This is a genomic window from Dolichospermum sp. UHCC 0259, assembly GCF_009711935.1.
In the GTDB taxonomy this organism is placed as follows: Bacteria; Cyanobacteriota; Cyanobacteriia; order Cyanobacteriales; family Nostocaceae; genus Dolichospermum.
On the sequence record NZ_VIKX01000323.1, the window covers coordinates 36,578 to 58,890 of the forward strand.

Below are 22,313 nucleotides of genomic sequence, written 5' to 3' on the forward strand. Positions count from 1 at the left end.
GTTTTGATGTATTACTAATATTTCCATTATTTTTGCTTATGACTAAAATTCTTATTTGCTATTTACTTTACTATCACATATATATCATGCGTATAAACACTGAGTAAAGAAGCATTTTTTGTATTTATGATGGGCAGTTAAGCAAAAATATACACTGATTCAAAATGAGTCATAAACTACACTAAATATTGATCACGTAAAAAAATTTTGTGTTTACCCCTGGATCGAAGATTAAGGTAAATTACATAGTCAGGGGGATATTTTGGGAATTTTTGGCGAAGCAATCAGACCTACCGTGCCAAATGTAAAGGATTGCAACGTATAATGAGAACGACAAAACAGTTAAGAAATATTGAAGAATAGTAGGTTTAAATGCGCGTAGCGATCGCGGGAGCGGGACTAGCAGGACTTTCCTGTGCAAAATATCTCACCGACTTAGGTCACACCCCCATTGTCTTGGAGCGCCGAGACGTAGTTGGGGGAAAAGTGGCTGCGTGGAAAGATGCTGATGGTGACTGGTACGAAACAGGGCTGCACATTTTTTTTGGGGCCTATCCCAATATGTTGCAGTTATTCAAAGAATTGAACATTGAAGATCGATTGCAGTGGAAAGAACACACAATGATTTTCAATCAGCCTGAAGCGCCGGGGACTTACAGCCGATTCGATTTTCCAGATTTGCCAGCGCCTATCAATGGGATGGTGGCCATTCTCAGAAACAACGATATGCTGACCTGGCCGGAGAAAATCAGTTTTGGTATTGGTTTAATACCTGCCATTCTCCAGGGGCAAAAGTACGTCGAAGAAATGGACAAATATTCTTTTCGGGAGTGGTTACAAAAACAAAACGTTCCCCCCAGAGTAGAAAAAGAAGTATTCATTGCTATGTCTAAAGCTTTGAACTTCATTGATCCAGACGAAATTTCCGCCACTGTCCTCTTAACGGCATTGAATCGCTTTCTCCAAGAGAAAAACGGTTCCAAAATGGCCTTCCTGGATGGTTCACCCACAGAAAGATTGTGTCAGCCAATTATTGACCACATCACTGAACACGGTGGTGAGGTGCGTCTGAATGCGCCCTTGAAAGAGATTTTACTCAACGAGGATGGAACTGTAAAAGGATTCCTACTGCGGGGCTTAAATGGGGCAGAAGATGAAATATTTACAGCGGATACCTATGTATCGGCTCTTCCCGTTGATCCTTTAAAGCCGATTTTGCCAAGTTCTTGGAAAGCAATGGAGTTTTTCCAAAAATTGGAGGGTTTGGAAGGTGTACCAGTGATTAATGTTCATATCTGGTTTGATCGCAAATTAACAGATATTGATCATCTGCTATTTTCCCGTTCTCCACTCCTCAGCGTTTATGCTGATATGAGTAATACTTGCCGTGAATATGCCAATCCTGACCGTTCCATGTTGGAATTAGTTCTAGCACCAGCCAAAGATTGGATATCTAAATCCGATGCAGAAATCGTTGCTGCAACTATTACTGAGTTAGAAAAACTTTTTCCCCAACACTTTGGGGGAGATAATCCGACTAAAATACTGAAATATCATGTGGTGAAAACACCGCGTTCAGTTTACAAAGCTACTCCAGGTCGCCAACAGTACCGCCCTTCACAGCAAACCCCCATTTCTAACTTCTATTTGACTGGGGATTATACAATGCAACGCTATCTCGCCAGTATGGAAGGGGCTGTACTTTCTGGTAAACTAACAGCGCAGGCGATATTTCAAGCGCTGACGGTAGCAAATTCCTCTAACCTGCAAACGCCAACACGACCGCCCGCCACGAATGCTGCAACTGCCTGATTCCCCCCCGCGCATGAAAACGCTGGTTTCTATAGATGATTCCTACACCCTTTGTCGAGAACTCACGGCTAAGTACGCTAAAACTTTTTATTTAGGTACGATGCTGATGAGTCCGGCCAAGCGCCAATCTGTTTGGGCAATTTATGCCTGGTGTCGCCGTACAGATGAATTAGTGGATGGTCCGGCATCTGCTATCACCACGCCAGAAACCCTAGAACTATGGGAAAAGCAACTGGAATCCATTTTTGCGGGATGCCCTTTGGATAATTATGATGTAGCGTTAGTAGATACTCTCCAACGCTTTCCGCTCGACATTCAACCCTTTCGGGATATGATCGCCGGTCAGCGGATGGACTTGTATCGCAGTCGCTATGCAACTTTTGAGGATTTATACCTCTACTGCTACCGAGTAGCGGGAACTGTGGGTTTGATGTCAACGACGATTATGGGGGTAGATAATAGTATCTATACAGCCCCTTGGCATCAAAACCAACAGCCCTATCTTCCTATAGAAGAGGCGATCGCTTTGGGAATTGCTAATCAACTTACCAATATTCTCCGCGATGTTGGTGAAGATGCCCGTCGAGGTAGAATCTATCTTCCCTTAGAAGATTTGGCCAAATTCAATTACACCGAGGAAGAATGTATTCGCGGCGTAGTGGATGACCGCTGGCGTTCACTCATGCGGTTTCAAATTGACCGCGCCCGTAAGTTCTACGTCCAAGCAGATAAGGGTATTAGTTACCTCGCTGCTGATGCTCGGTGGCCTGTTTGGTCTGCATCTATGCTATATGAGCAGATTTTAGAGGTGATTGAGCGCAATGATTATGATGTGTTCAATCAGCGAGCTTATGTTCCCCAATGGAAAAAGTTACGCACCTTGCCGGCAGCTTGGATGCGATCGCAAGTTTTATAGATTGGTTAGTTGTCAGTTGTTAGTTGTCAGTTGTCATTGAATCTATTTAGGGCTTGCTGATAGTGTAGCGTGGCGCGTTAGCCATATAAACCGAAAACCTGAATAAATCTCCCTCTAATTCTTCCTCCTGACTCCTGACTCCTGACTCCTGACTCCTAGCTATTTACAAAATAACTATTGACAGGCTCAAAAACTTCTGCTACTATAATTACTCATGACCTGGAGAGGTGGCTGAGTGGTCGAAAGCGGCAGATTGCTAATCTGTTAAGGGATTATATCCCTTCGGGGGTTCGAATCCCCCCCTCTCCATTTTTAAGCGGGTGCGTTAACAAGTTGTAACGCACCTTTTTTGTGTTATTTTTTAGCGACCATATTCATATCCCAAGTATATAGACCGATTTGGTGAGGAACTCTGACAAATCGGCCTGTGCGATGACCCCTAGATAGTTCATTGAGAACCTTATTTTTAACCTCTCTGACTTCTTCTGCGTCCAGATGTCCATAAATGCCATTAACTATCTCATTCACATTGAAAATTCGTCCGGCATTTTGTTCTAGAAATAAGGTCAGAGCATCAATTAAAAATTGACCATCAAATTGTGCCAACATCGGTACTACTTTCGTTTGGGGTTTGACGAAATGTTTGTTGGTTTTGGTGGATTTAATCCCCCTAGATATTCCTCTACCTTGAATTGGTCCTAGTGAATTTAAATCTAGGGTATAACAGCCCGGTTCATTAGGAATCGCTGACCAATAACCACTTTCCCTGCCTTGAGTCAGAGATGATTGGACTCTACCTTTAACGACTTTAAAAATAGTAGACTCTAAATCACCATAGAGCGATCGCACAATAAAATCTATGTGACAGACAGTTCCCACATACTCTCGCAGTAGCTTTTTGAGTGCCTCCATGCGAGTCATATTTTCATAGTGAGCCAACATGGGAACATCTTCCCCCTTACCAACATAGTGACGACGCTGATAGGAAAGATTGTTCGAGTCTCTCACTTCAGAGAGGGAATGTTCGACTTTGAAAGGGTCTGATTGAGGAATTTCTGACTCTAAAGAATCCAAATATTCCAGATTAGAACTGTGATTAGAAGACAACAACAATAGTGAATCTTCTTCTTGTGCCTCAACCTGTTCGTTGTTATCAGTATAAGACCATGTAGACAACAAAGATTCTACATTATCTAATTGCGATCGCGCCTCAATAAATAGACGTTGGTACTTTTGGGCGAGACTCCCATAGTAATCTCGTAATTCCAACAATGGCGTAATAAATACTTCGGGTGGTGCTTGTAATTGTCCTGGAGAATTCATAGCAATTCACTCAACCTAAATCTATATTGCTGGTGTAAGTCATGGCTCTAGGCTTGCTTGGTGTAGATGCCTGGAGTGATTTTTTAGGAGGTTGGGGAGGACGACAACTTTCACAATATAAAGGGCGAGTTCCGAAAGTTTCCCGCTTTGTAGCCTGATTACATTCTTTACAAACAAAGTTGAAAACTCGCGTGTGAATCTGCCTTTTGTGCGCTCGGACAGTATATTCTCTAACATCAATTACTTTGGTTGCCATAATTAATAATTGCCAATCTCAATCCTATTTATATAGCTATTCAAGCAAATGAAACTGTATCAGTGTGTGTTTTTATAGAAGTTTTCTCAAAAATCGAAAACTCCTATCTAGGTCAAGGATACAAACTGCTATTTCCGATATATTAACAGCGACTGAGATATATTTGCTCATATCTTACATAAAAGTATGAAAAGGATATAGGCTATATTTTTGTCCCCATGACTCGTAAATATAAAAATGCTTTTTAGCATCTATCTTGAGAATTAACTATATAATTGGAACCATATTTTTAGGTAGATTTCACAACATAAATCATTGATCATGAATTATTATCTCTCCTACTTGTTATAAAAAAATGAAGGATGAAATGATTGTCAAACCACTCATCCTTACTAACTCATTTTAACTAAAAACCATTAACCGAGACTAACCCTTACAGCCTTGTGTTTTTCCGATTCGGCTTTAGGAATAGTCAAATGGAGAATTCCATTCTTATATTCTGCCACTACCTTCTCATTATCCACGACCGCAGGTAAGGCGATTATCCGTTGGAACTTGCCATAACGAAATTCCGAGCGAGTCATACCTTCCGCTTCTGTTGTTGTTTCCGATTTGCGATCGCCGCTAATAGAAACCGACTCAGGAGTTACCTCAACATTAAGATCCTTCGCATCTAAGCCCGGTATTTCCACTTTCAATTTCAAATCACTATCGGTTTCCGCAATTTCGGCAGGAGGAATAAAAGTCAATCCTATTTTTTCCCCTCCATCTGGTGGTAATAACTGTTCAAATAAACGATCCATTTGCTGACGGATAATACCCATTTCAGGGAATGGTTCCCAGCGTTCTATTTCCCGTAAAGGATTCCAACGTACAAGTGTCATATCTATCTCCTCAAAAATTCACTATTGGACTTTCTGATTTGGTGAGACTGAATCTTAAGCTTCTGATTGGTAAACAATACTACTGGTAAGACTTTTAACTTTTAACTTCTTGAAGCCTAATCTTTAGCTTCCCAACTAAATAGTAACACTAGAAAATCAATTGATTACAGTTCGGTTTTATAGATATGATCGTCGTGATAACCGTACTATATAAATCCTCAATTATTCTGAAACCTGTTAATTAGTATAGAGTCGGTAATGATTCCCTTATTACTAAGTATGTTTTTCATATTTTAGAAGATAAATATAGAAATACTCACTCTTTTTTTGGTCAAAAATTAATTAAAAATAGGATTGAAGAGATTGAATCAGATGATTAAGCAAAGTAGTCTTAGCAGTGTTGATAAAAAAATGATCACCATCTATCATTCGTAATGAAAAAGGGGCGACGGTTTGTTTTTCCCATGCAGCAATGGCAGTAGAACTAACTCTTGGGTCTTGTAAACCACCAAAAGCAGTAATAGGACAATCTAAAGGGGGTTGGGGAGTATAAATATAGGATTCTAAAACTGTAAAATCAGCGCGGATAATAGGTAAAAATATCTGCATCAAGTCGGCATTTTGTAGCACTTCTTGGGGAGTTCCATTGAACTGGGATATTTTGGCTAAAAAATCGGTATCTGGTAATTGAGAAATTGGCGGCTTTTCGGTAGATAATTGTGGTGCTTGATGAGCAGCAACAAAAAGATGTAAAGGGTAAAAATTATATTTAGAACGCAGTATCCTAATTAACTCAAAACTAATTAATGAACCCATACTGTAACCGATAAAAGCACAAGGTTTATCTAGATAGGGGATGATATTAGTGGCTATTGCTTGAACTAAAGGTTGAATTTTTGTATATGGAGGTGATTTGATTTGTTTGCCTCTTCCGGGAATTTCTATAGGGCATAATTCAATAGTTGCGGGTAAATCATCAGCCCATGTCCGAAAAATCGTAGCGCTACCACCGGCATAAGCAAAGCAAAATAGGCGTAATTTGGCGTGGGAATTGGGTTGAGGGCAAGTTATCCAATTTGTGAAGGTAGTTTCAGTGGTCATGATGGGGTTTTTATGAGGTTGATTGACTTTTCTTAATTTTCAAATACACCAGTCTCAACAATAGCTTTGCATAATTTATCAATTACGGGAACTGAAACACTATTTCCAATTAGTTTCATCCATCTTGGTCTTGACTCTGGTAATTTAAAATCTTGAGGAAATCCCTGGATTAAACAAGCCTCGCGTTTAGTAATTTTTCTAAATTCTCTTGACTCATAAACTTCTTTGATGAATTTGTTTTTAAAGTCATGATGATTTAGTGCTTTGATTGTCTTTAAAGTTATAAAGTCATTTGTATCGCTGGCAACTAGAGTTGGAAAAATATCAGAACTTGGTAAAAATATCCGACTTACACCAAATAATCCTGTGCTTATTTTAGTGTTTTTAAAATCATAGCGAATTTCAGCACACTCAATAATATTTTTTTCTTGAAGAGACTCAATTGTTTTTTTAATTGACATCTTTTCTAATTTAAACACTCTTTGAATTTTCAACCTATCAACAATTATTTCTGCATTATTGGTGAATGAAAGTAAAATTTGTTCATCTTTTGTCAAATCTTTAATATTATACTTTTTGATAATAAAACGATATTGTTCAGATTTTAAGATTTCTAATTGCACCAGTTCATCAATTTCTGTTTGTTTAATTGACGAATCTAGGCTTTGAAAATGTTCTAATGATAATGGATTTCCGTCTAATTCTCCATAATTGCTTTTTCGTCTATTTTTAAGTAATAATAAACAAATATCTTTCTGTCGTTGAGTAGTTTCAATAATGTCCCACGAGTGTATTGTTGTATGACCATTTCTCAGGTCGTTAAATAAAAAGTAATCATTGAATCCGTTGGTACTTGAAAGACTCATCCTTTTAGATTCAATAATATTGCCAAATATGTCTCTCTCAACAATCTGATCATCTATTTTTTGTTGTGGTAGAATACCTAATATATCGCCAAGTTTTAGTTTTTTATCTGTTGGTTTTGGTAAACTGAATTTTTGTAAATACTCTTTTTTCTTAAATCCAATTATGTATAGGCGAATCCTATTTTGTGGTACACCATAATCAAATGAGTTAATAACAAAATAGTTGGCATGATATCCGGCTTGTTCAATTCTATCTAAAACATAAGATAAAGCCTTTTTATTACGAGGATCAACTAATCCTTTGACATTCTCAAAAATAAATGCTTTTGGTTGAGATTGTTGAAGTAAATAAATTGTATCGTTCCATAACTGACCTCTATCATCATCAAAACCTAGATTTTTACCCGCAATTGACCAACTTTGACAAGGAACTCCAGCCGTTAACAAATCGTGAGGTGGTAATTCTTTGATTTTAGTAATATCTCCTAAGTTAGAACTAGGATCAATTTGAAAGTTATCGCAATATGTATTTATTGCATCTTTATTTATTTCACTAAAACCTATGCAATCACCACCATGATTACTTAATGCCATTTTAAATCCACCAATTCCAGCAAAAAGGTCAATAAAAGTAAATCGTATATTCTGCATCTTCATTATTCATTCTAAATTTTGGTATACTTAGAATAGCTTAATTGTTTGACACTGTAAAAACCCATATATCTAGGTTTTTGGTAATCATTCTAAAAGTTCAAATCTCAACTGTCACAACAACTTATTACTCACAGAATAAATGTTATATGCAAACAATTGATCAAAAGTCAACTAAAAAAGCATGGTTTAGAGCAATATCTCAACCAGCAAAAGAATTTTCTGCCACTCAATTACCTATTCTCGCAGGTAAAATCCCCGCTGGTTTAAGGGGTACACTGTACCGGAATGGACCAGCACGACTAGAACGGAATGGTATCCGAGTGGGACATTGGTTTGATGGAGACGGGGCAATTCTCGCGGTCAATTTTACCAATGCAGAAACATTTGCAGTTTATCGCTATGTGCAAACTACAGGTTATCAAGAAGAAACTGCTGCGGGTAAATTGCTTTATGGTAATTATGGCATGACTGCACCAGGAATTATCTGGAATCAATGGATAAAACCCGTAAAAAATGTGGCTAATACTTCCGTTTTAGCATTACCTGAGAAACTTTTGGCATTGTGGGAAGCGGGTAAACCTCATGCTTTAGATTTGCAAACTTTAGAAACTTGTGGTGAAGATAATTTAGGCAGTTTAACTAAGGGATTAAGTTATTCTGCCCATTATAAGCAGGATGCAAATACAGGGGAAATTTTTAATTTTGGTGTAACTCCTGGATTAAATGCCACACTTAATGTTTATAAAAGTGACTCTACGGGCAAAATTATCCAAACAGCAACGCATGAATTAGAAGGGGTCCCACTCATACATGATTTTGTTTTAGCAGGACAGTATCTAATTTTTTTTATTTCCCCAGTGCGGTTAAATCTTTGGCCAGTTTTGATAGGAACAAGTAATTATAGTGATTCTCTAGAATGGCATCCTGAATTGGGAACTCAGATTATAGTGCTAGATAGAGAAACTTTATCTTTAGTCAGTCGAGGAGAAACTGAACCTTGGTTTCAGTGGCATTTTGCTAATGGTTATGTAGATGCTAGTGGTGCGGTAATTGTAGATATTGTCCGTTATGAAGATTTTCAAACTAATCAATATTTACAGGAAGTAGTGACAGGGGAAACTCACACAATTGCCAAAAGTACATTTTCCCAAGTGCAACTTAATCCTCTAACTGGAAAAGTAATTAAAATTGAACAACTTTCAAATCAACATTGTGAGTTTCCTAGTGTTCCTCCACAAAATGCAGGTCAATTTTCTCGCTATACCTATATGTCAGGATTTCAACCAGGGACAGATGTTGGTAACGAACTTTTAAATACTATTGCTTGTTTTGATCATCAAACTGGAACTTTAACGCAAGCAAAAATAGGAGAAAATTGCTATCCGTCCGAACCTATTTATGTCCAAAATCCGCAAAATTCTGAGCAAGGTTGGTTGTTAACTGTGGTTTATGATGGTAATGCTCATGGTAGCGAAGTTTGGGTATTTGCCAGTGATAGGTTAAATGAAGAACCTATTTGTAAACTGGGATTACCCAGCGTTATCCCCCACAGTTTTCACGGGACATGGAAACCTGCTTAAAAAAATCCCATAATCAACGTAGGGGGGTGTCGCCCATATATACTAAAAACGGTTAAGATATGGAATGAAAGTAAAATCACGAAAACCCCAGATTTGTAGGGGTACTGCGTTCCTAGTCTCTGACTAGGAACGAGATAAAATGATATTGTTTTGGCATTTCATGATCCTGAAACTCGGAATTTGACAGAGTTTGCAGTAGCTTAGATTGAATATTTATTACACACCATATTTTTGATAATCAAAAGGAGTTGTGAATAATGAAAGTGAAAAAAGAAGAAATTAAAGCCATGATTCTCCAATTTCCTGTAGAAGAAATCAATGAATTAATTGCAGAAATTAGGAAGGCTTTAGAAATAAGAGAGTTTATGAAATTAGCAGAAACAGGATTTACGGAGTGGAATGATCCAGAAGAGGATATTTATAATGATGAAACCTTCTAAGTAGGTCAACAGGAAAATTTAAAGGTATGTAACGGTATGTAAAGTTGTCTCAATGCGATATTCTGATTGAGTTTCAGCCATTTTATAAAACGCAATACCCCTCATTTTTATTTTGTTCACCTACTTAGTTGTCCAGAATACGTACAATATTTGTTAATTATGTTGATTTAAGTATCGCTCATCATCTTATTATCAAAAATAACCCCATCCTGAAAATCCTAAAATCCTGGACATCCTGATTCAGACAAAATGATATATTAACTTAAAAGAGCGTTAGCGGTAGCTTACCGTAGGCATCGCAATCCCAAGAAGAACTTAATCAACTTTATGATATAATTGGATTATTTAGATAAAAATTAAATAAAGGAGTAAATTAAATTCATGTTAATTGAATTTCAAGTTGGCAATTTTCTATCTTTTAAAGACACAGTGACTTTTAGTATGGTTGCTTCTGATATTAATAGTCAAGATCCAGAATTAGATGAAAATAATGTATTTTCAGTTAATGAAGAATTGAAGTTACTAAAAACAACAGCTATTTATGGTGCTAATGCAAGTGGAAAGAGTAATCTTGCCAAAGCATTTAGCTTTATGAGAAACTTTGTTATTAATTCTTCTAAAGAAATGCAGTTCACAGATAAGATTCCCGTTGAAACTTTCCGACTTAGTACAGAAACAGAAGATCAACCATCATTTTTTCAAACAACTTTTTATCTAAACAAAAAAACTTATAAATATGGTTTTAAAGTATCTCAAGATAAAGTAGTCGAAGAATGGCTATTTTTTCAAAACAATATTAAAGAATATCAACTATTTCAAAGAGATGGCAATAAATTTAAAATTAGTAAAAAATCTTTTCAAGAAGGATTCAATTTAGAAGAAAAGACTAAACATAACTCTCTTTTTATTTCTGTTGTAGCACAATTTAATGGTAAAATTTCTGCTGAAATAATCAAATGGTTTGCTAATTATCAAGTTGTATCTGGTTCAGGAACATACGATGATTTGTATAGAAAATTTACTTTAAAATTGTTTGAATCTCCTTTAATTAAAAAAGATAGTATTAAATTAATTAAAGATTTAGATTTATCAATTCAAGATATCAATATTAGTAAAGAAGAACTATCTTTAGAAAATTTATTTAGTATTCAAACATCTCACGAAAAATATAATGAAAATGGTGAAATAATTGGATTTGAAAAATTTGACTTAGAAAAAAATGAATCTGAAGGAACGAAAAAACTATTTTATTTCTCCGCATTACTTTTAAACGCTTTAAGATATAGCCAAGTTTTAATTATAGATGAATTGGATGCAAGATTACATCCTATCATTACTCATAAAATTATTGAGCTATTTAATTCAAAACAATATAATCCAAAATCAGCACAGCTTGTTTTCATGACTCATGATACTAATTTGCTTAATCCTAATCTATTTGGTAGTAGATTATTAAGACGAGATCAAATCTGGTTTACAGAAAAAAATCAACAGGGAGCAACTGATTTATATTCTTTAGTTGAATATGATGATATTCCAGAAGATGCTTCTTTTGAAGCAGATTATATTCGCGGAAGATATGGAGCAATTCCCTTTATTGGTAATTTTAAAGATTTATTATCTAATGAATAAAAATGGCAAAACCAAATTTAAAAAACAATATAATGTACTCTAAAAGAAGAGTAAGTGGTAGATCAAAAAAGAAAATATTTTTGATTCTTTCTGAAGGGACAGAGACTGAACCTAACTATTTTGAAGCTTTTCGGCGAATAGCACACGCTAATGGAACAGCAGATATTACTATTAAAGGATTGGGTGCGGTAGGAATAACAGTTGTTACAATAGCTAAAAAGTTAAAAGAACAAGGTAATTATGGAGATGATGAGGTTTGGTGTGTATTTGATAGAGACTTAAAACGTGAAAATAATAATCAGCAAAATTTTAACGCAGCGATTAGATTAGCTATAGAAAATCAATTAAAGTTAGCTATTTCTAATGATGCTTTTGAATTATGGTATTTATTGCATTATGAATATTATCAAAGTGAAACTCATCGAAGTGATTATGAAAAAATGCTAAGTATAAGATTAGGTGAAAAATATGAAAAAAATTCTGAAACCATGTATGAAAAACTAAAAGACAAACAATCTAATGCTATTAAGTTTGCTAAAAAACTTTGGTTAAGCCATTGTAATTTACATGGAATAGATGATCCTAATAATTTAACCATAGAACAAAGAATTATAATACACAATATTAATCCATCAACAACAGTTTATCAATTAGTGGAAAAACTTAGTGAAGTTATTTTTCCAAAACCACAAAAAGAATGAACATTCGTTTTTTATTTATTTTAAATATACTAATATTTTGTAGGTTGGATTTGATCAACCCAACCTCTTTGGTAAATAGTAAAAATAGGATAATTACATCCTATAAACCACTTAAACCACTTAATTTATAATATCTTACAATTCTTTCACCGTTAACTGAATACTTGGATTTGGTAATAACGTATATCTCAGATATAATCCCAACCACACAAAACCAATAATTAATAAAGTCCCAATTCCCAGAAAATTCGGCAACCAGAAAACTACCTCTACATGATTTATATCTCTTGGTTTAAGTCTCCATGTCAATTGATTACCATGCTTTTCTGGTTGGATAGCATTTTCATCATTTTCAATGTTCTTGATTCCCCAAGGTGTCTGTAAGCTAAAGTCTAAATTGACAAGAGAACTATCACCTTTTGTCGTCAGCATAGCCAAAGAACGTAAATCTAAATCATATACTAAATGATTTCTAGAAAATAGGAAAAAATTTGTATCTTCTGCAACTAAAGTTGAGCTAAGATTTGCAAGTTCCGAACCATCACTATCTTCAGATGTGCGAGTATTGAAAAAGCCAGTAAATTTTTCTTGTAATTCCTTCGCACTGGTAAAGGGAATTTTGACAATGATTTCTGATGCGGAAACTCTTTGTGTTGAACCTGCTAATGTTCGCGCTCGATTTTCTAAAGTTTTTAACCATTCAGAGAGATAATCACTACTAAAAAGAGTGATTTTTTCCGATACCTGAATATGCTGTACTAATTCACCATTATTTGTGCTATTAAAATTTACTCCTAAATCATATTTCACACAACCAGATAATAGTAATGAAGAAAGTATTACCATCAAGACAATTGGTTTGATTTTAGTAATTTTTCTAATTTTGTTAATAGAAAAAAATACAGATTTCATTGAATGTGATATTATCTTAATAAAAGTTAATACATTCATGACTCAATTTCTCCTTATTTGCTAAAAACTTAACCAAACTAAATAGAAAATTGTCAAACCAACAGAAATTAAACCTACCCAAACAAAATTATTGTCTTTAGTATTGACTGTACTCAAGTCAATGTATTCTCGTTCTAAAGGTTTTGGTTTAGATGTGGATTTTTTAGGTTGGGAAGTGACAAGTATTTTGGATTTGTTATCAGAAACTATACCAAAATCGGGAATTTCTGTCATCCACTCCTTTGGTCTATTCAGTTTGGGTGCTTTTAAAATATAAACTAGGCGTTTTGCTTGTTGACGAATTTCATAATGGGGATGACGGCTGAGTTGTTGACAAAGATTTATGGCTTCTTCGGAACGTCCCGCAGCTTCATAAGCATTCACCAACCAAATTTCTATTTCACCAGCAAATCGGCTATTTTTTCCTAATAAGGTGCTGGCTTTTTCTAAACTTTCTACAGCTTCCCGATATTGACCGTTTTCAAAAGCAGTTGTCCCAATTTGGAAACACGATTTAGCGAGTTCTAAATTTTCTGTAGTCATTAGTCATTAGTCAGTTGTCAGTTGTTACTCAATAGCTTGAATTTTAACTTACAGTAGATTTCAGGTAAATGAAGTTTTACCAATGAATACTGTAGGGGCTTAGCATTGCTAAACCCTCCTAAATTAATTTTGCTGTAACTTGTAATTTGTCCCCAATCTCGATTATTATTTCGACTGATGAGAACCGAGAATCATTGTTCCAATCCCCACATCTGTAAATACTTCTAATAATAAGGCGTGAGGAATGCGTCCATCAATTATATGTGAAGCTTTGACTCCTTGGGCAAGCGATCGCACACAACAATTCACTTTCGGAATCATCCCCCCACTGACTATACCATCACTAATTAATTGCCGCGCCTCCCGAATATCTACTTTCGGGATCAAGGTAGAAGGGTCTTTATAATCGCTTAAAATTCCTCTCGTATCAGTCAGCAAAATTAACTTTTCCGCCCCCAAAGCTGCGGCTATTTCCCCCGCTACCGTATCCGCATTAATATTATAAGCCTGTCCAGTTTCATCCGCCGCCACACTGGAAACAACGGGAATATAGCCATTACTCGAAAGTGTTTCTAAAATTTTGATATTGACATTACTCACTTCCCCCACAAAACCAATTCCTTCATCACCTTGCGGACGAGCCGTAATCAAGTTACCATCCTTACCGCAAAGTCCTACAGCCATCCCTCCAGCTTGATTAATCAGTTCTACAATTTCTTTATTCACCCGCCCAACTAACACCATTTCTACTACATCCATTGTAGCTGCATCAGTTACGCGCAAACCATTTTTAAACTGTGCTTCAATTCCTAATTTACCTAACCAACTATTAATTTCTGGTCCACCACCATGCACTAAAATCGGTCGCAAGCCCACGCAAGATAGGAACACCACATCCCGGATCACTTTATCTTTAAGGGAGCTATCCTTCATCGCTGCGCCACCGTATTTAACCACAACGGTACGACCGGCGAATTGTTGAATGTAAGGTAGAGCCTCGCTGAGAATTTCTACGCGATTAGCTTCAGCTTGCCTGATATATTCGGTATCATTAATCATGTTATTACCCAAGTTGCTAGTTATATAGTTTATGGGATAACTAGCAACAAGAGTTAATCAGTCATTTTGATCATAGCAGGGGGAGAAGAGGCAGGGGGGCAGAGGCGCAGGGGAGCAGGGGAGATATTTATTACCTATTACCTATTACCCATTACCTATTACCCATTCCTAAGAAAGTTGAAACAAGAAAGTAACTAAATCGCCCTTACCCAAGCTAATGCGATCGCCTGGACGGAGGCGATGTCTGTTTCCAGGTAATAGAGGTAAATTGTTAACATAAGTACCATTGGAACTACCTGCATCTTCTAGATAACAAGCATCTCCCTCAATCCGAATATCTGCATGAATCCGCGAAACAATCTCGGAATTTGCAAACCCGGAAACATCTATATCTGGAGGCACACGATCATTAGGCTTACCAATATGCACAACTGAGAGATTTTGTGGTAATTCTATTTCCTGATTAGCTTGAACATGGAATAACCGCGCCACTATCTGTTGTAATTGAGTATTTGCCACTTTTCCTGCCGGTGCGACTGGGGTAACTTCAGGAATAGATATAGGATCTATCTGGGGTACATAAGCAGGGGGAATATAAGGCTCAGATCCCGGTACTACAGCTATAGCCACCGATTCAGGGGTAAGTACAGGCGGAATATAAACTTCCGGTTCTGGTGCTACAGGTGCAGGTGGAGGGGTAAGTACAGGCGGAATATAAACTTCTGGTTCTGGTGCTACAGGTGCAGGTACAGAAGGAACATAAACAGCTTGTTCTTGAACTACAGCCACAGGTTCAGGAGTCAGTACAGGCGGAATATAAACTTCTGGTTCTGGCGTTACAGGTGCAGGTGTAGAAGGAACATAAACAGCTTGTTCCTGAACCACAGCCACAGGTGCAGATACGGGAGGATTAGCTGGGGGTGCAACTTCCAATACATCAGGCTGTAACAGTTGCATCATTAAATCAGGAGCGACCACTGGCGCTGATACAGGATTAACAGCAACAGTTGGGGCGATCGCGGGAGTAGCGCCAAAATGGAGATTGTAACCGCACTGACCACAGAAAGCGGCATCTGACTGTACAGTTGCTCCACAATTAGGACAACTAGCTGTAGCTGGTAACGGCGTATAGCAAGCTTCACATTGAACAGCGCCGTCTGGGTTGGGATGATTGCAATTAGGGCAGACGATCATGGATTTAAGCCTTAGTGAAGGTCGTTGTAAAAATATTACTGACAGGCACATAAGTAACTTTAGCTGGTGATGCTAAAAATTACTTAGAGTGAGAACAGGTTGATCATTGGAGATAATTCTTCATCATCTCCATCAACCAAATCTCAAAAATCATAGTTAATCTTAGAGTTCCAAACCAGCCGCTGCGTCTAGCAACCAGTAGAGTTCTCCTTGGGGACGAATTAACCGCGATGGATAGGCGAAATCATCCGCTACGGGTGCAAAAATTTGGGCTAAAGCTGGTCTTTTATTAGCACCAGCAGCCATAAAAATCACACTGCGAGCCGCGTTAATAAATGGGTAAGTAAAAGTGATGCGAAGATTATCCTCTTTATTACCAACAGTAACTAAGCGATCGCTCACCTTGAGAGCTTCCGTGTAGGGAAACAAAGATGCAGTATGGGCATCATCACCCATTCCCAGTAAAACTACATCTAATGCTGGGAACTCTCCCGATGCCGAATTAAAAAATGTTTGCAGATGCTGGTTATACTTAGCTGCATCCACCTCTGGGTTAGCAGATAAGGTAGGAATAGCATGAATATTCGCCTTGGGAAGTTCCACCTGATCTAACCATGCACGTCGCGCCATCAGTTCATTGCTATCAGGATGATCTGCTGGTACATAACGCTCATCTCCCCAGAATACATGAATTTTATCCCAGGGCAACTTTTGATTAGCCATGGCCTCATACAAAGGTTTTGGTGTGCTACCACCTGATAGAGCAATTGTAAATTGCCCCCGTTCGCTAATCGCAGTTTCCAGTTTCGACAGGATCAATTCTAGCGCCCGTTGAACGAGTGCCGATACACTGGAATGGACTTCAACAGTTTTGTTCATGGCATTATCATTACATAGCTTGTTTCTTGGCAATACCATAGCGAACATCTGACAATTTTCCGGTTTAACCCTAGAAACTTTTAATATCATCAGGTTAAGCCTAAGCTAATACCTCGCCTAGCCATAAAATATCGTCCTCTACCTTCTTTACCATCCTTTTTAGTCAGTTGTCAGTAGTCAGTTGTACTAATCGGAGTCAGAGGGGCAGAGGAGCAGAGGAGCAGAGGGGTAGAGGGGTAGGAAGGAGTTCAGGAAGAAAGAAGATAATTTTCTCCCCTACTCCCTGCTTCCTCTCTCAACAAGTGAATTTAATTTTGTCCAATTATAAGAGCCTAATTTTTTCATGTTGCCCAAAATCTCTCAATCAAGTGTTGACTTCCTGCTGAGAATCTGATACCATAGATTTTGATAAGGAAGAACTATCATCAAATAAAAAATTAACTAAACCCCAATACCCTTTCCTTCTTCTCGCCATAACTGATTTAACCTATTAGCGGGCATAGTTAAATACAGCACATCCCCAGGAGCGAGAATTGTTTCCAGCAAATCCCAGCCTTGCACAGTTTCATGGTTGATTTCCACATACAAAGGCACAAAATCCGCAAACTTAGCCACATCCTTCACCCACTCATCACAAAAAGGGTGGATTGGTGTGATGGTAGTTGCAAAAGCTACCCATAAATTATCAGCAATAATACCATTACCAACAATCCTACCACCAAGAGCAGCCGCAGCAAAAGCAGGAGCAGCGAGTTCAGCGGGGCTAAATACAGCCTCAAAATCAAATACCTGTTGTGCTATACCAGCAAAATCAGGATCAGCATAGTTAACAATTACAGGAATTTTTGGCGCTAAAGACTTAGCTTTGAGGGCAATTTCTAAATTAGTCGCATCATTATTAGTAACAGCCAAAACTGCGGTAGCCGTATTAATATTACTTGCGTGTAAAGTAGCCCGAAAACTGGCATCAGCCAGAATCACTGGAATACTCATTCCTCTGGCAGTAGTCACATATCTATTATTAGCATCCGTTTCAATGACAACTACTTCATGTCCACTCTGGTGCAATTGTTGAACAATTCTAATACCAATACCGCTTAAACCACAAACAATATAATGATGATGTTGAGGGATTCTTGCCGCATCCAAGAATTGTTTTAAGCGACTACCCAGGATAAAATCTGTTAGCATCGCGTACCAAATCCCAATTACCGCAGCCCCAATTAGCATAATCACAATGGTAAATAATTTAATGCTGTCTGGTGCATTTTCGACCACCTTATCATTACCACCAGCCCCCGTGATCATGCCAACAGCAAAATATAAAGCATCAATAAAAGAGATACTATGTTTACTAGCAACATAGGTAAAAGTGGATATTAAAATAATTACGAATAAGGCAATTGCCATACCCACAACTGATTGGGCGTGTTTCTGAAACTCCCGAATATTGGCAAAAACTTTGACTAATTTTCTGACTAATGATTTACGTTGGGGACGAATGCGAGGTTGAGTACCAATAATTAAGCGATCGCCTACTCTTAATTGTTGTTCCAAAAGCACCGCAGATACTAAATTTAGTTTGCCTTCCACAGCCACATAATAAATCAGCATCCTTGTAGGATCTTCCCATAAATCACTGATTTTTCTACCTTTCCAGGGATGATTTTCGTGGATATATTCCTCTTGAATTGGCCAAATTTGGTCAAGTAACTTAATTTGACCAATAGCCTTATTTCCCAACGCCGCAAAGGTAAATACAGGTGCTGCCAAACCCACAACACTCATACTTAAATGATTGGACAAAGTTTGATCAAGACGTTCACCTAAATTCGTATTATAAAAACGGTTAATAATCCGAATTTGGGGATTAAGTACCCGCGCTTGCATCATAATCGACAAATTCAAGGCATCATCAGAAGTGGCAATTACCAAAGTATGTGCTTCTGTAATTCCTGCCGCTTGTAAAGTAGAAACTGCGTGTAACTCACCAACAATTACATTAGCAGCAGGTTCACCAGACACAGGTTTGCGATGAATACCTACTACCAAAGCCCCTTGTTGTTTGAGTAAGCGAAAGATTTTATATCCGGTACGTCCTAAGCCACAAACAATAATTCGAGGTTTCATAAAACCGCAACATAAAATTTATATAAAGGGCTACATATCAGTTATCAAGAAAAGCATCACCCAGTCAGAATTGAATTCAAGAATCCTTATTGTTGCTTAATTTGTGGCAAAATAACTGTAACTGAACACACGATATTTATCTCCAGGAAATTAAAAATTAAAAATTAATAACTAAAAATCTGCCCAATTTAAATTAGTTGTTATGAGACACAGTTTTTTATAATCAAACCTGTAGGGGCGGAGTTTCCCCGCCCTTAATTATAAGCAAGTCTACCCGCTCTTAATCGTAGTACATTCAACCAAAAACGCTGTATTATCCATAAACAATTTAGAAAACATTGATGAGGTGCTGTAAAGTAATCCAGGTAGGAATTTATCAGGATGATCATGGCACTTTATTTAGATTCAGCTATTGCCGCAGAAGCCGAAATCGTTAAACATTGGGGTTGGGTCAAAGGTATTACCACCAACCCCACCTTATTAGCACAAGCTAACACCCCACCAGAAACCACCCTCAAAACCTTAGTTTCCTTAACTTCGGGTCCACTATACTACCAACTCCTCGCTTCAGATAAAGAGAAAATGATCGCTGAAGGGAGAAAAGCCTTTGAAATTATTGGTTCTCAAACCATCTTGAAAATCCCCGCCACACCGCTAGGATTTGAGGTAGTAGCCACCCTTTCTTCTGAAATTACCTGTTCCGTCACCGGCATTTACAGCCCTGCACAAGCCGCTGTGGCCAAGGAAGCGGGGGCAAAAATTGCGATCGCCTATGTGAATCGGGCAGAACGCTTACTAGGAGACGGTATTGCCTTAGTCCGCGATATGTCCAGCATCCTTAAAGGCAGTGATGTAGAAATTTTAGCAGCTAGTATCAAGTCACCAGCGGAAGCAGCCGCATCTCTCCAAGCCGGTGCAAATCATCTCACCTTACCTTTAGCAATGTTGCAAGCGATCGCCACCCATGAATTTTCCCATCAAACCGTGATTGATTTTGCCGCTGGAGGAATTGGTTTAACCATTTAACTTGATATTACCTCAATCCCATATAGAGAAGACTGTTAGTGAATTAATGAAGGGTTTCACCCCTCATCCTGAAAACCTGAATTTTGCATAATTAGAGTATTTTAAAATCGGGTTTATAGTCATAGACAAAATGCCTTTAAAACCAGTGAAATCAAGCTATATCAGGGATGATGGGTGTGACCCCCTATTAATTATTCTCGAAAAATATAGGTTAAAAACTGTTAGAGATGAACAAATAAAAAAAATAAAAATAAATGCCAAATTGGCAACCACGATGAAATTATCCAGGCTAAATTATATTAGACAAGCGAAAACAAGAGAGTTGTTAAAAAGCTGAATCAATTAACTTCATACTCTTGTAGAGGTTGTCTAAAAAATAAATAGAATTAGTATTTGCTGCATAGGAATACCTGCTAAGTATAGACGTTATCGTTAACCTGCAAATTACCCCCCTAATTAGCGGTTTTCGTCTATATGAATAAAGTTCCTAATCGCTTCAGCAGCAAATGGTAGAGTGGGAGAGAAAGGCGCTTGGTAATGCCTCCTCCCACTCTCTTTTTTTTGGGTACTTTTTTCCTAAGCAAACAGGGAACAGGGAATAGGGAATAGGGAATAGGGAATAGGGAATAGGGAATTTTCTTCTTCTTTATCCTGACTCCTGACTCCTGACTCCTGACTCCTGACTCCTGACTCCTGACTCCTAACTCCTGCTATTAAAACGTCTTTGTTGCAGCAATTGAATTGACTCTACAATTTTTTCTACCTTAACAGGCTTAGAAATATAATCATCCATACCAACAGATAAACATTGATCCCTGTCTGATGGCATAGCATTAGCAGTCAAAGCAATAATATAAGGACGATTAGTTTCACCCCATTCTTGATAAATTGCTTTTGTTGTTTCCAGACCATCTAATTCTGGCATTTGTATATCCATAAAAATGACATCATACATTTCTTGTTTTAATGTACTTAATGCCTCAATACCATTATTAACAATAATTACTTGATATCCTAGTTTTTTAAATATCTTCCCCGCAATTTTTTGATTAACCAAATTATCTTCAGCAATCATGATTTTAATAGGAAATTTTTGGGAGAACGTAGCATCAAAAGTATTTGCTGTTTTTTGAACAGATATAACTTTTCGCGTGAGTAAATCTAACTCCAAACTAAATATACTACCTTGAGATAATTCACTAATAACCTTAATTTCACCACCCATCATTTCGGCTATTTTTTGACTAATTGCTAAACCTAATCCTGTCCCTTGAGATTTTAATTTACCTTCTCCTTCTGCGACTTGTTCAAATGGTAAAAAGATTGCTGCTAATTTTTCAGAATTAATTCCCACACCTGTATCAATTATTTGAAATTTAATCTTACTCAAACAAAATAATTCATTTTTATCAGTTTGACTAATAAAATCAACAATGAAATCTACTTTTCCTATATCTGTAAATTTAATAGCATTTCCTAATAAATTTAGTAAAATTTGCTTTAAGCATTTCTCATCAGCGTTAACAATAATAGGTATATTAGCATTAAATTGATAGCTAAAATTAATACTTTTTTCTCTAGCAGAATAATGACAAATTTTTACTATTTTTTGAAGAAAATCAGGAAAGTTAAAATCTTGAGGTTTTAGTTCCATTTTGCCAGATTCTATTTTAGAAATATCTAAAATATCATCAATTAATGTTAATAAATGAACACCTGAATGATAAATAATTTGAATATCTTCTTTTTCTTCACTTGATAATTTCGGCAAATCTTGAAAAATTTGAGCAATCCCTAAGATTCCATTTAATGGTGTCCGCAGTTCATGACTCATATTTGTGAGAAATTGACTTTTATAACGGTTAGCATTGATAGCATTTTCTTTTGTTACTTCTAATTCTAAATTTTGCTGAATAAGCTGTTCTTTTTGCTGTTCTAAAATTTCTGCTGTTTGCTGAAGTTCTGAAGTAACTGTTCACACTCCCCCACTAAAAAGGAATTAGGAAGTAACAGGGATAGGAGGATGTTTTATACCTCTACGAGCCTGGGTAAGAACCATGGCAATATAATTCCAAGGGTCAATTTTTCTAAGACGACAAGTTTCAATCACACTTAAAATCGAGCAGTAAGCTAAACTGCCCTCGGTAGAGCGAGTTCCATAGCTAATACGTCGAGCAATAACAGCATGTCGTAAAGCCCGTTCAGCCTCATTATTAGTCGCTGGTAATTGTGGGTGATAAAAACACGCAACTACAGCATCCCAATCAGCTAAAATTTCGTTTGCCAAAGCCTTCAACTTTTTATGCTCGGCAACCGTAGCCAATCGGCAGACTCGGTATAGGCGAGCGGGGTTTGAGTCAGTTTCA

The 22,313-nt window shown here is 37.2% G+C and carries 20 protein-coding genes and 1 tRNA gene; 8 read left to right on the forward strand and 13 right to left on the reverse strand.

Features of this window, described 5'->3' with window-relative positions; all coding sequences use genetic code 11:
• Positions 1-372: 372 nt before the first annotated feature.
• The 3 genes from pds (at position 373) to FJR05_RS25770 (ending at position 3,037) form a co-directional block, all read left to right on the forward strand.
• Entirely contained in the window at positions 373-1,812 is a 1,440-nt protein-coding gene (pds, locus tag FJR05_RS25760; RefSeq protein WP_168646729.1) for a 15-cis-phytoene desaturase, read from the forward strand.
• On the forward strand, positions 1,796-2,728 hold the full coding sequence (gene crtB, locus FJR05_RS25765; protein ID WP_168646730.1) for a 15-cis-phytoene synthase CrtB: 933 nt from the start codon (positions 1,796-1,798) through the stop codon (positions 2,726-2,728). Before pds ends, crtB begins: the two co-directional genes overlap by 17 nt.
• A 221-nt stretch (positions 2,729-2,949) precedes the next feature.
• Positions 2,950-3,037 (forward strand) — tRNA-Ser (locus tag FJR05_RS25770).
• 45 nt (positions 3,038-3,082) lie between these two features.
• Here the strand turns inward: FJR05_RS25770 and FJR05_RS25775 are convergent.
• The 5 genes from FJR05_RS25775 to FJR05_RS25795 all read right to left on the reverse strand — a co-directional run bounded on the left by FJR05_RS25775 (position 3,083) and on the right by FJR05_RS25795 (position 7,809).
• Entirely contained in the window at positions 3,083-4,051 is a 969-nt protein-coding gene (locus FJR05_RS25775; RefSeq protein ID WP_168646731.1) for a hypothetical protein, read from the reverse strand.
• A 10-nt stretch (positions 4,052-4,061) separates the two neighbouring features.
• Positions 4,062-4,307: a hypothetical protein gene (locus FJR05_RS25780; RefSeq protein WP_168646732.1), complete on the reverse strand. Its 246-nt coding sequence runs from the start codon at positions 4,305-4,307 to the stop codon at positions 4,062-4,064.
• Positions 4,308-4,723: 416 nt separating this feature from the next.
• On the reverse strand, positions 4,724-5,191 hold the full coding sequence (locus tag FJR05_RS25785; RefSeq protein WP_168646733.1) for an Hsp20/alpha crystallin family protein: 468 nt from the start codon (positions 5,189-5,191) through the stop codon (positions 4,724-4,726).
• Positions 5,192-5,533: 342 nt separating this feature from the next.
• The gene (locus FJR05_RS25790; RefSeq protein ID WP_168646734.1) at positions 5,534-6,292 is read right to left on the reverse strand and encodes a thioesterase II family protein; all 759 of its coding nucleotides are present in this window, start codon (positions 6,290-6,292) and stop codon (positions 5,534-5,536) included.
• Between the two features lie 32 nt (positions 6,293-6,324).
• Positions 6,325-7,809 (reverse strand): DNA cytosine methyltransferase, encoded by a 1,485-nt coding sequence (locus tag FJR05_RS25795; protein WP_168646735.1) that lies wholly within the window; start codon positions 7,807-7,809, stop codon positions 6,325-6,327.
• A gap of 149 nt (positions 7,810-7,958) precedes the next feature.
• Between FJR05_RS25795 and FJR05_RS25800 the strand changes: the two genes are divergently transcribed.
• The 4 genes from FJR05_RS25800 to FJR05_RS25815 all read left to right on the forward strand — a co-directional run bounded on the left by FJR05_RS25800 (position 7,959) and on the right by FJR05_RS25815 (position 12,165).
• The gene (locus tag FJR05_RS25800; protein WP_168646736.1) at positions 7,959-9,392 is read left to right on the forward strand and encodes a carotenoid oxygenase family protein; all 1,434 of its coding nucleotides are present in this window, start codon (positions 7,959-7,961) and stop codon (positions 9,390-9,392) included.
• Positions 9,393-9,649: 257 nt separating this feature from the next.
• Positions 9,650-9,832 (forward strand): hypothetical protein, encoded by a 183-nt coding sequence (locus FJR05_RS25805; RefSeq protein WP_168646737.1) that lies wholly within the window; start codon positions 9,650-9,652, stop codon positions 9,830-9,832.
• 381 nt (positions 9,833-10,213) lie between these two features.
• Complete coding sequence (locus FJR05_RS25810) at positions 10,214-11,464, forward strand: ATP/GTP-binding protein (RefSeq protein ID WP_168646738.1); 1,251 nt, start codon at positions 10,214-10,216, stop codon at positions 11,462-11,464.
• Between the two features lie 2 nt (positions 11,465-11,466).
• Complete coding sequence (locus tag FJR05_RS25815; protein ID WP_168646739.1) at positions 11,467-12,165, forward strand: RloB family protein; 699 nt, start codon at positions 11,467-11,469, stop codon at positions 12,163-12,165.
• Between the two features lie 135 nt (positions 12,166-12,300).
• Here the strand turns inward: FJR05_RS25815 and FJR05_RS25820 are convergent, their stop codons facing one another.
• From FJR05_RS25820 to FJR05_RS25845, 6 genes are all read right to left on the reverse strand, one after another.
• Entirely contained in the window at positions 12,301-13,077 is a 777-nt protein-coding gene (locus FJR05_RS25820; protein ID WP_254447118.1) for a DUF3153 domain-containing protein, read from the reverse strand.
• Positions 13,078-13,137: 60 nt separating this feature from the next.
• Complete coding sequence (locus tag FJR05_RS25825; RefSeq protein ID WP_168646741.1) at positions 13,138-13,659, reverse strand: tetratricopeptide repeat protein; 522 nt, start codon at positions 13,657-13,659, stop codon at positions 13,138-13,140.
• Between the two features lie 165 nt (positions 13,660-13,824).
• The gene (argB, locus tag FJR05_RS25830; RefSeq protein WP_168646742.1) at positions 13,825-14,718 is read right to left on the reverse strand and encodes an acetylglutamate kinase; all 894 of its coding nucleotides are present in this window, start codon (positions 14,716-14,718) and stop codon (positions 13,825-13,827) included.
• A 168-nt stretch (positions 14,719-14,886) separates the two neighbouring features.
• Positions 14,887-15,912, reverse strand: a complete 1,026-nt coding sequence (locus FJR05_RS25835; protein WP_168646743.1) for an FHA domain-containing protein — start codon at positions 15,910-15,912, stop codon at positions 14,887-14,889.
• Between the two features lie 162 nt (positions 15,913-16,074).
• Positions 16,075-16,791: a 6-phosphogluconolactonase gene (pgl, locus tag FJR05_RS25840; protein ID WP_168646744.1), complete on the reverse strand. Its 717-nt coding sequence runs from the start codon at positions 16,789-16,791 to the stop codon at positions 16,075-16,077.
• 441 nt (positions 16,792-17,232) lie between these two features.
• Positions 17,233-18,921 (reverse strand): TrkA family potassium uptake protein, encoded by a 1,689-nt coding sequence (locus FJR05_RS25845; RefSeq protein WP_168646745.1) that lies wholly within the window; start codon positions 18,919-18,921, stop codon positions 17,233-17,235.
• A 387-nt stretch (positions 18,922-19,308) separates the two neighbouring features.
• Here FJR05_RS25845 and FJR05_RS25850 point away from each other — a divergent pair, with 387 nt between their 5' ends.
• On the forward strand, positions 19,309-19,947 hold the full coding sequence (locus FJR05_RS25850; RefSeq protein ID WP_168646746.1) for a transaldolase family protein: 639 nt from the start codon (positions 19,309-19,311) through the stop codon (positions 19,945-19,947).
• Between the two features lie 700 nt (positions 19,948-20,647).
• Here the strand turns inward: FJR05_RS25850 and FJR05_RS25855 are convergent.
• The gene (locus FJR05_RS25855) at positions 20,648-21,889 is read right to left on the reverse strand and encodes a response regulator (protein ID WP_371416947.1); all 1,242 of its coding nucleotides are present in this window, start codon (positions 21,887-21,889) and stop codon (positions 20,648-20,650) included.
• Between the two features lie 57 nt (positions 21,890-21,946).
• Positions 21,947-22,313: transposase (locus FJR05_RS25860; RefSeq protein WP_168646748.1), on the reverse strand; the 367-nt coding region annotated here is incomplete at its 5' end.

Bases quoted from the DNA above. Each gene is read 5' to 3' on its own strand.
- argB (WP_168646742.1), bottom strand. From the start codon at position 14,718: ATGATTAATGATACCGAATATATCAGGCAAGCTGAAGCTAATCGCGTA.
- FJR05_RS25800 (WP_168646736.1), top strand. From the start codon at position 7,959: ATGCAAACAATTGATCAAAAGTCAACTAAAAAAGCATGGTTTAGAGCA.
- FJR05_RS25845 (WP_168646745.1), bottom strand. From the start codon at position 18,921: ATGAAACCTCGAATTATTGTTTGTGGCTTAGGACGTACCGGATATAAA.
- crtB (WP_168646730.1), top strand. From the start codon at position 1,796: ATGCTGCAACTGCCTGATTCCCCCCCGCGCATGAAAACGCTGGTTTCT.
- pds (WP_168646729.1), top strand. From the start codon at position 373: ATGCGCGTAGCGATCGCGGGAGCGGGACTAGCAGGACTTTCCTGTGCA.
- FJR05_RS25805 (WP_168646737.1), top strand. From the start codon at position 9,650: ATGAAAGTGAAAAAAGAAGAAATTAAAGCCATGATTCTCCAATTTCCT.
- FJR05_RS25785 (WP_168646733.1), bottom strand. From the start codon at position 5,191: ATGACACTTGTACGTTGGAATCCTTTACGGGAAATAGAACGCTGGGAA.
- FJR05_RS25835 (WP_168646743.1), bottom strand. From the start codon at position 15,912: ATGATCGTCTGCCCTAATTGCAATCATCCCAACCCAGACGGCGCTGTT.
- pgl (WP_168646744.1), bottom strand. From the start codon at position 16,791: ATGAACAAAACTGTTGAAGTCCATTCCAGTGTATCGGCACTCGTTCAA.
- FJR05_RS25795 (WP_168646735.1), bottom strand. From the start codon at position 7,809: ATGCAGAATATACGATTTACTTTTATTGACCTTTTTGCTGGAATTGGT.
- FJR05_RS25815 (WP_168646739.1), top strand. From the start codon at position 11,467: ATGGCAAAACCAAATTTAAAAAACAATATAATGTACTCTAAAAGAAGA.
- FJR05_RS25810 (WP_168646738.1), top strand. From the start codon at position 10,214: ATGTTAATTGAATTTCAAGTTGGCAATTTTCTATCTTTTAAAGACACA.
- FJR05_RS25820 (WP_254447118.1), bottom strand. From the start codon at position 13,077: ATGAAATCTGTATTTTTTTCTATTAACAAAATTAGAAAAATTACTAAA.
- FJR05_RS25780 (WP_168646732.1), bottom strand. From the start codon at position 4,307: ATGGCAACCAAAGTAATTGATGTTAGAGAATATACTGTCCGAGCGCAC.
- FJR05_RS25850 (WP_168646746.1), top strand. From the start codon at position 19,309: ATGGCACTTTATTTAGATTCAGCTATTGCCGCAGAAGCCGAAATCGTT.
- FJR05_RS25775 (WP_168646731.1), bottom strand. From the start codon at position 4,051: ATGAATTCTCCAGGACAATTACAAGCACCACCCGAAGTATTTATTACG.
- FJR05_RS25825 (WP_168646741.1), bottom strand. From the start codon at position 13,659: ATGACTACAGAAAATTTAGAACTCGCTAAATCGTGTTTCCAAATTGGG.
- FJR05_RS25790 (WP_168646734.1), bottom strand. From the start codon at position 6,292: ATGACCACTGAAACTACCTTCACAAATTGGATAACTTGCCCTCAACCC.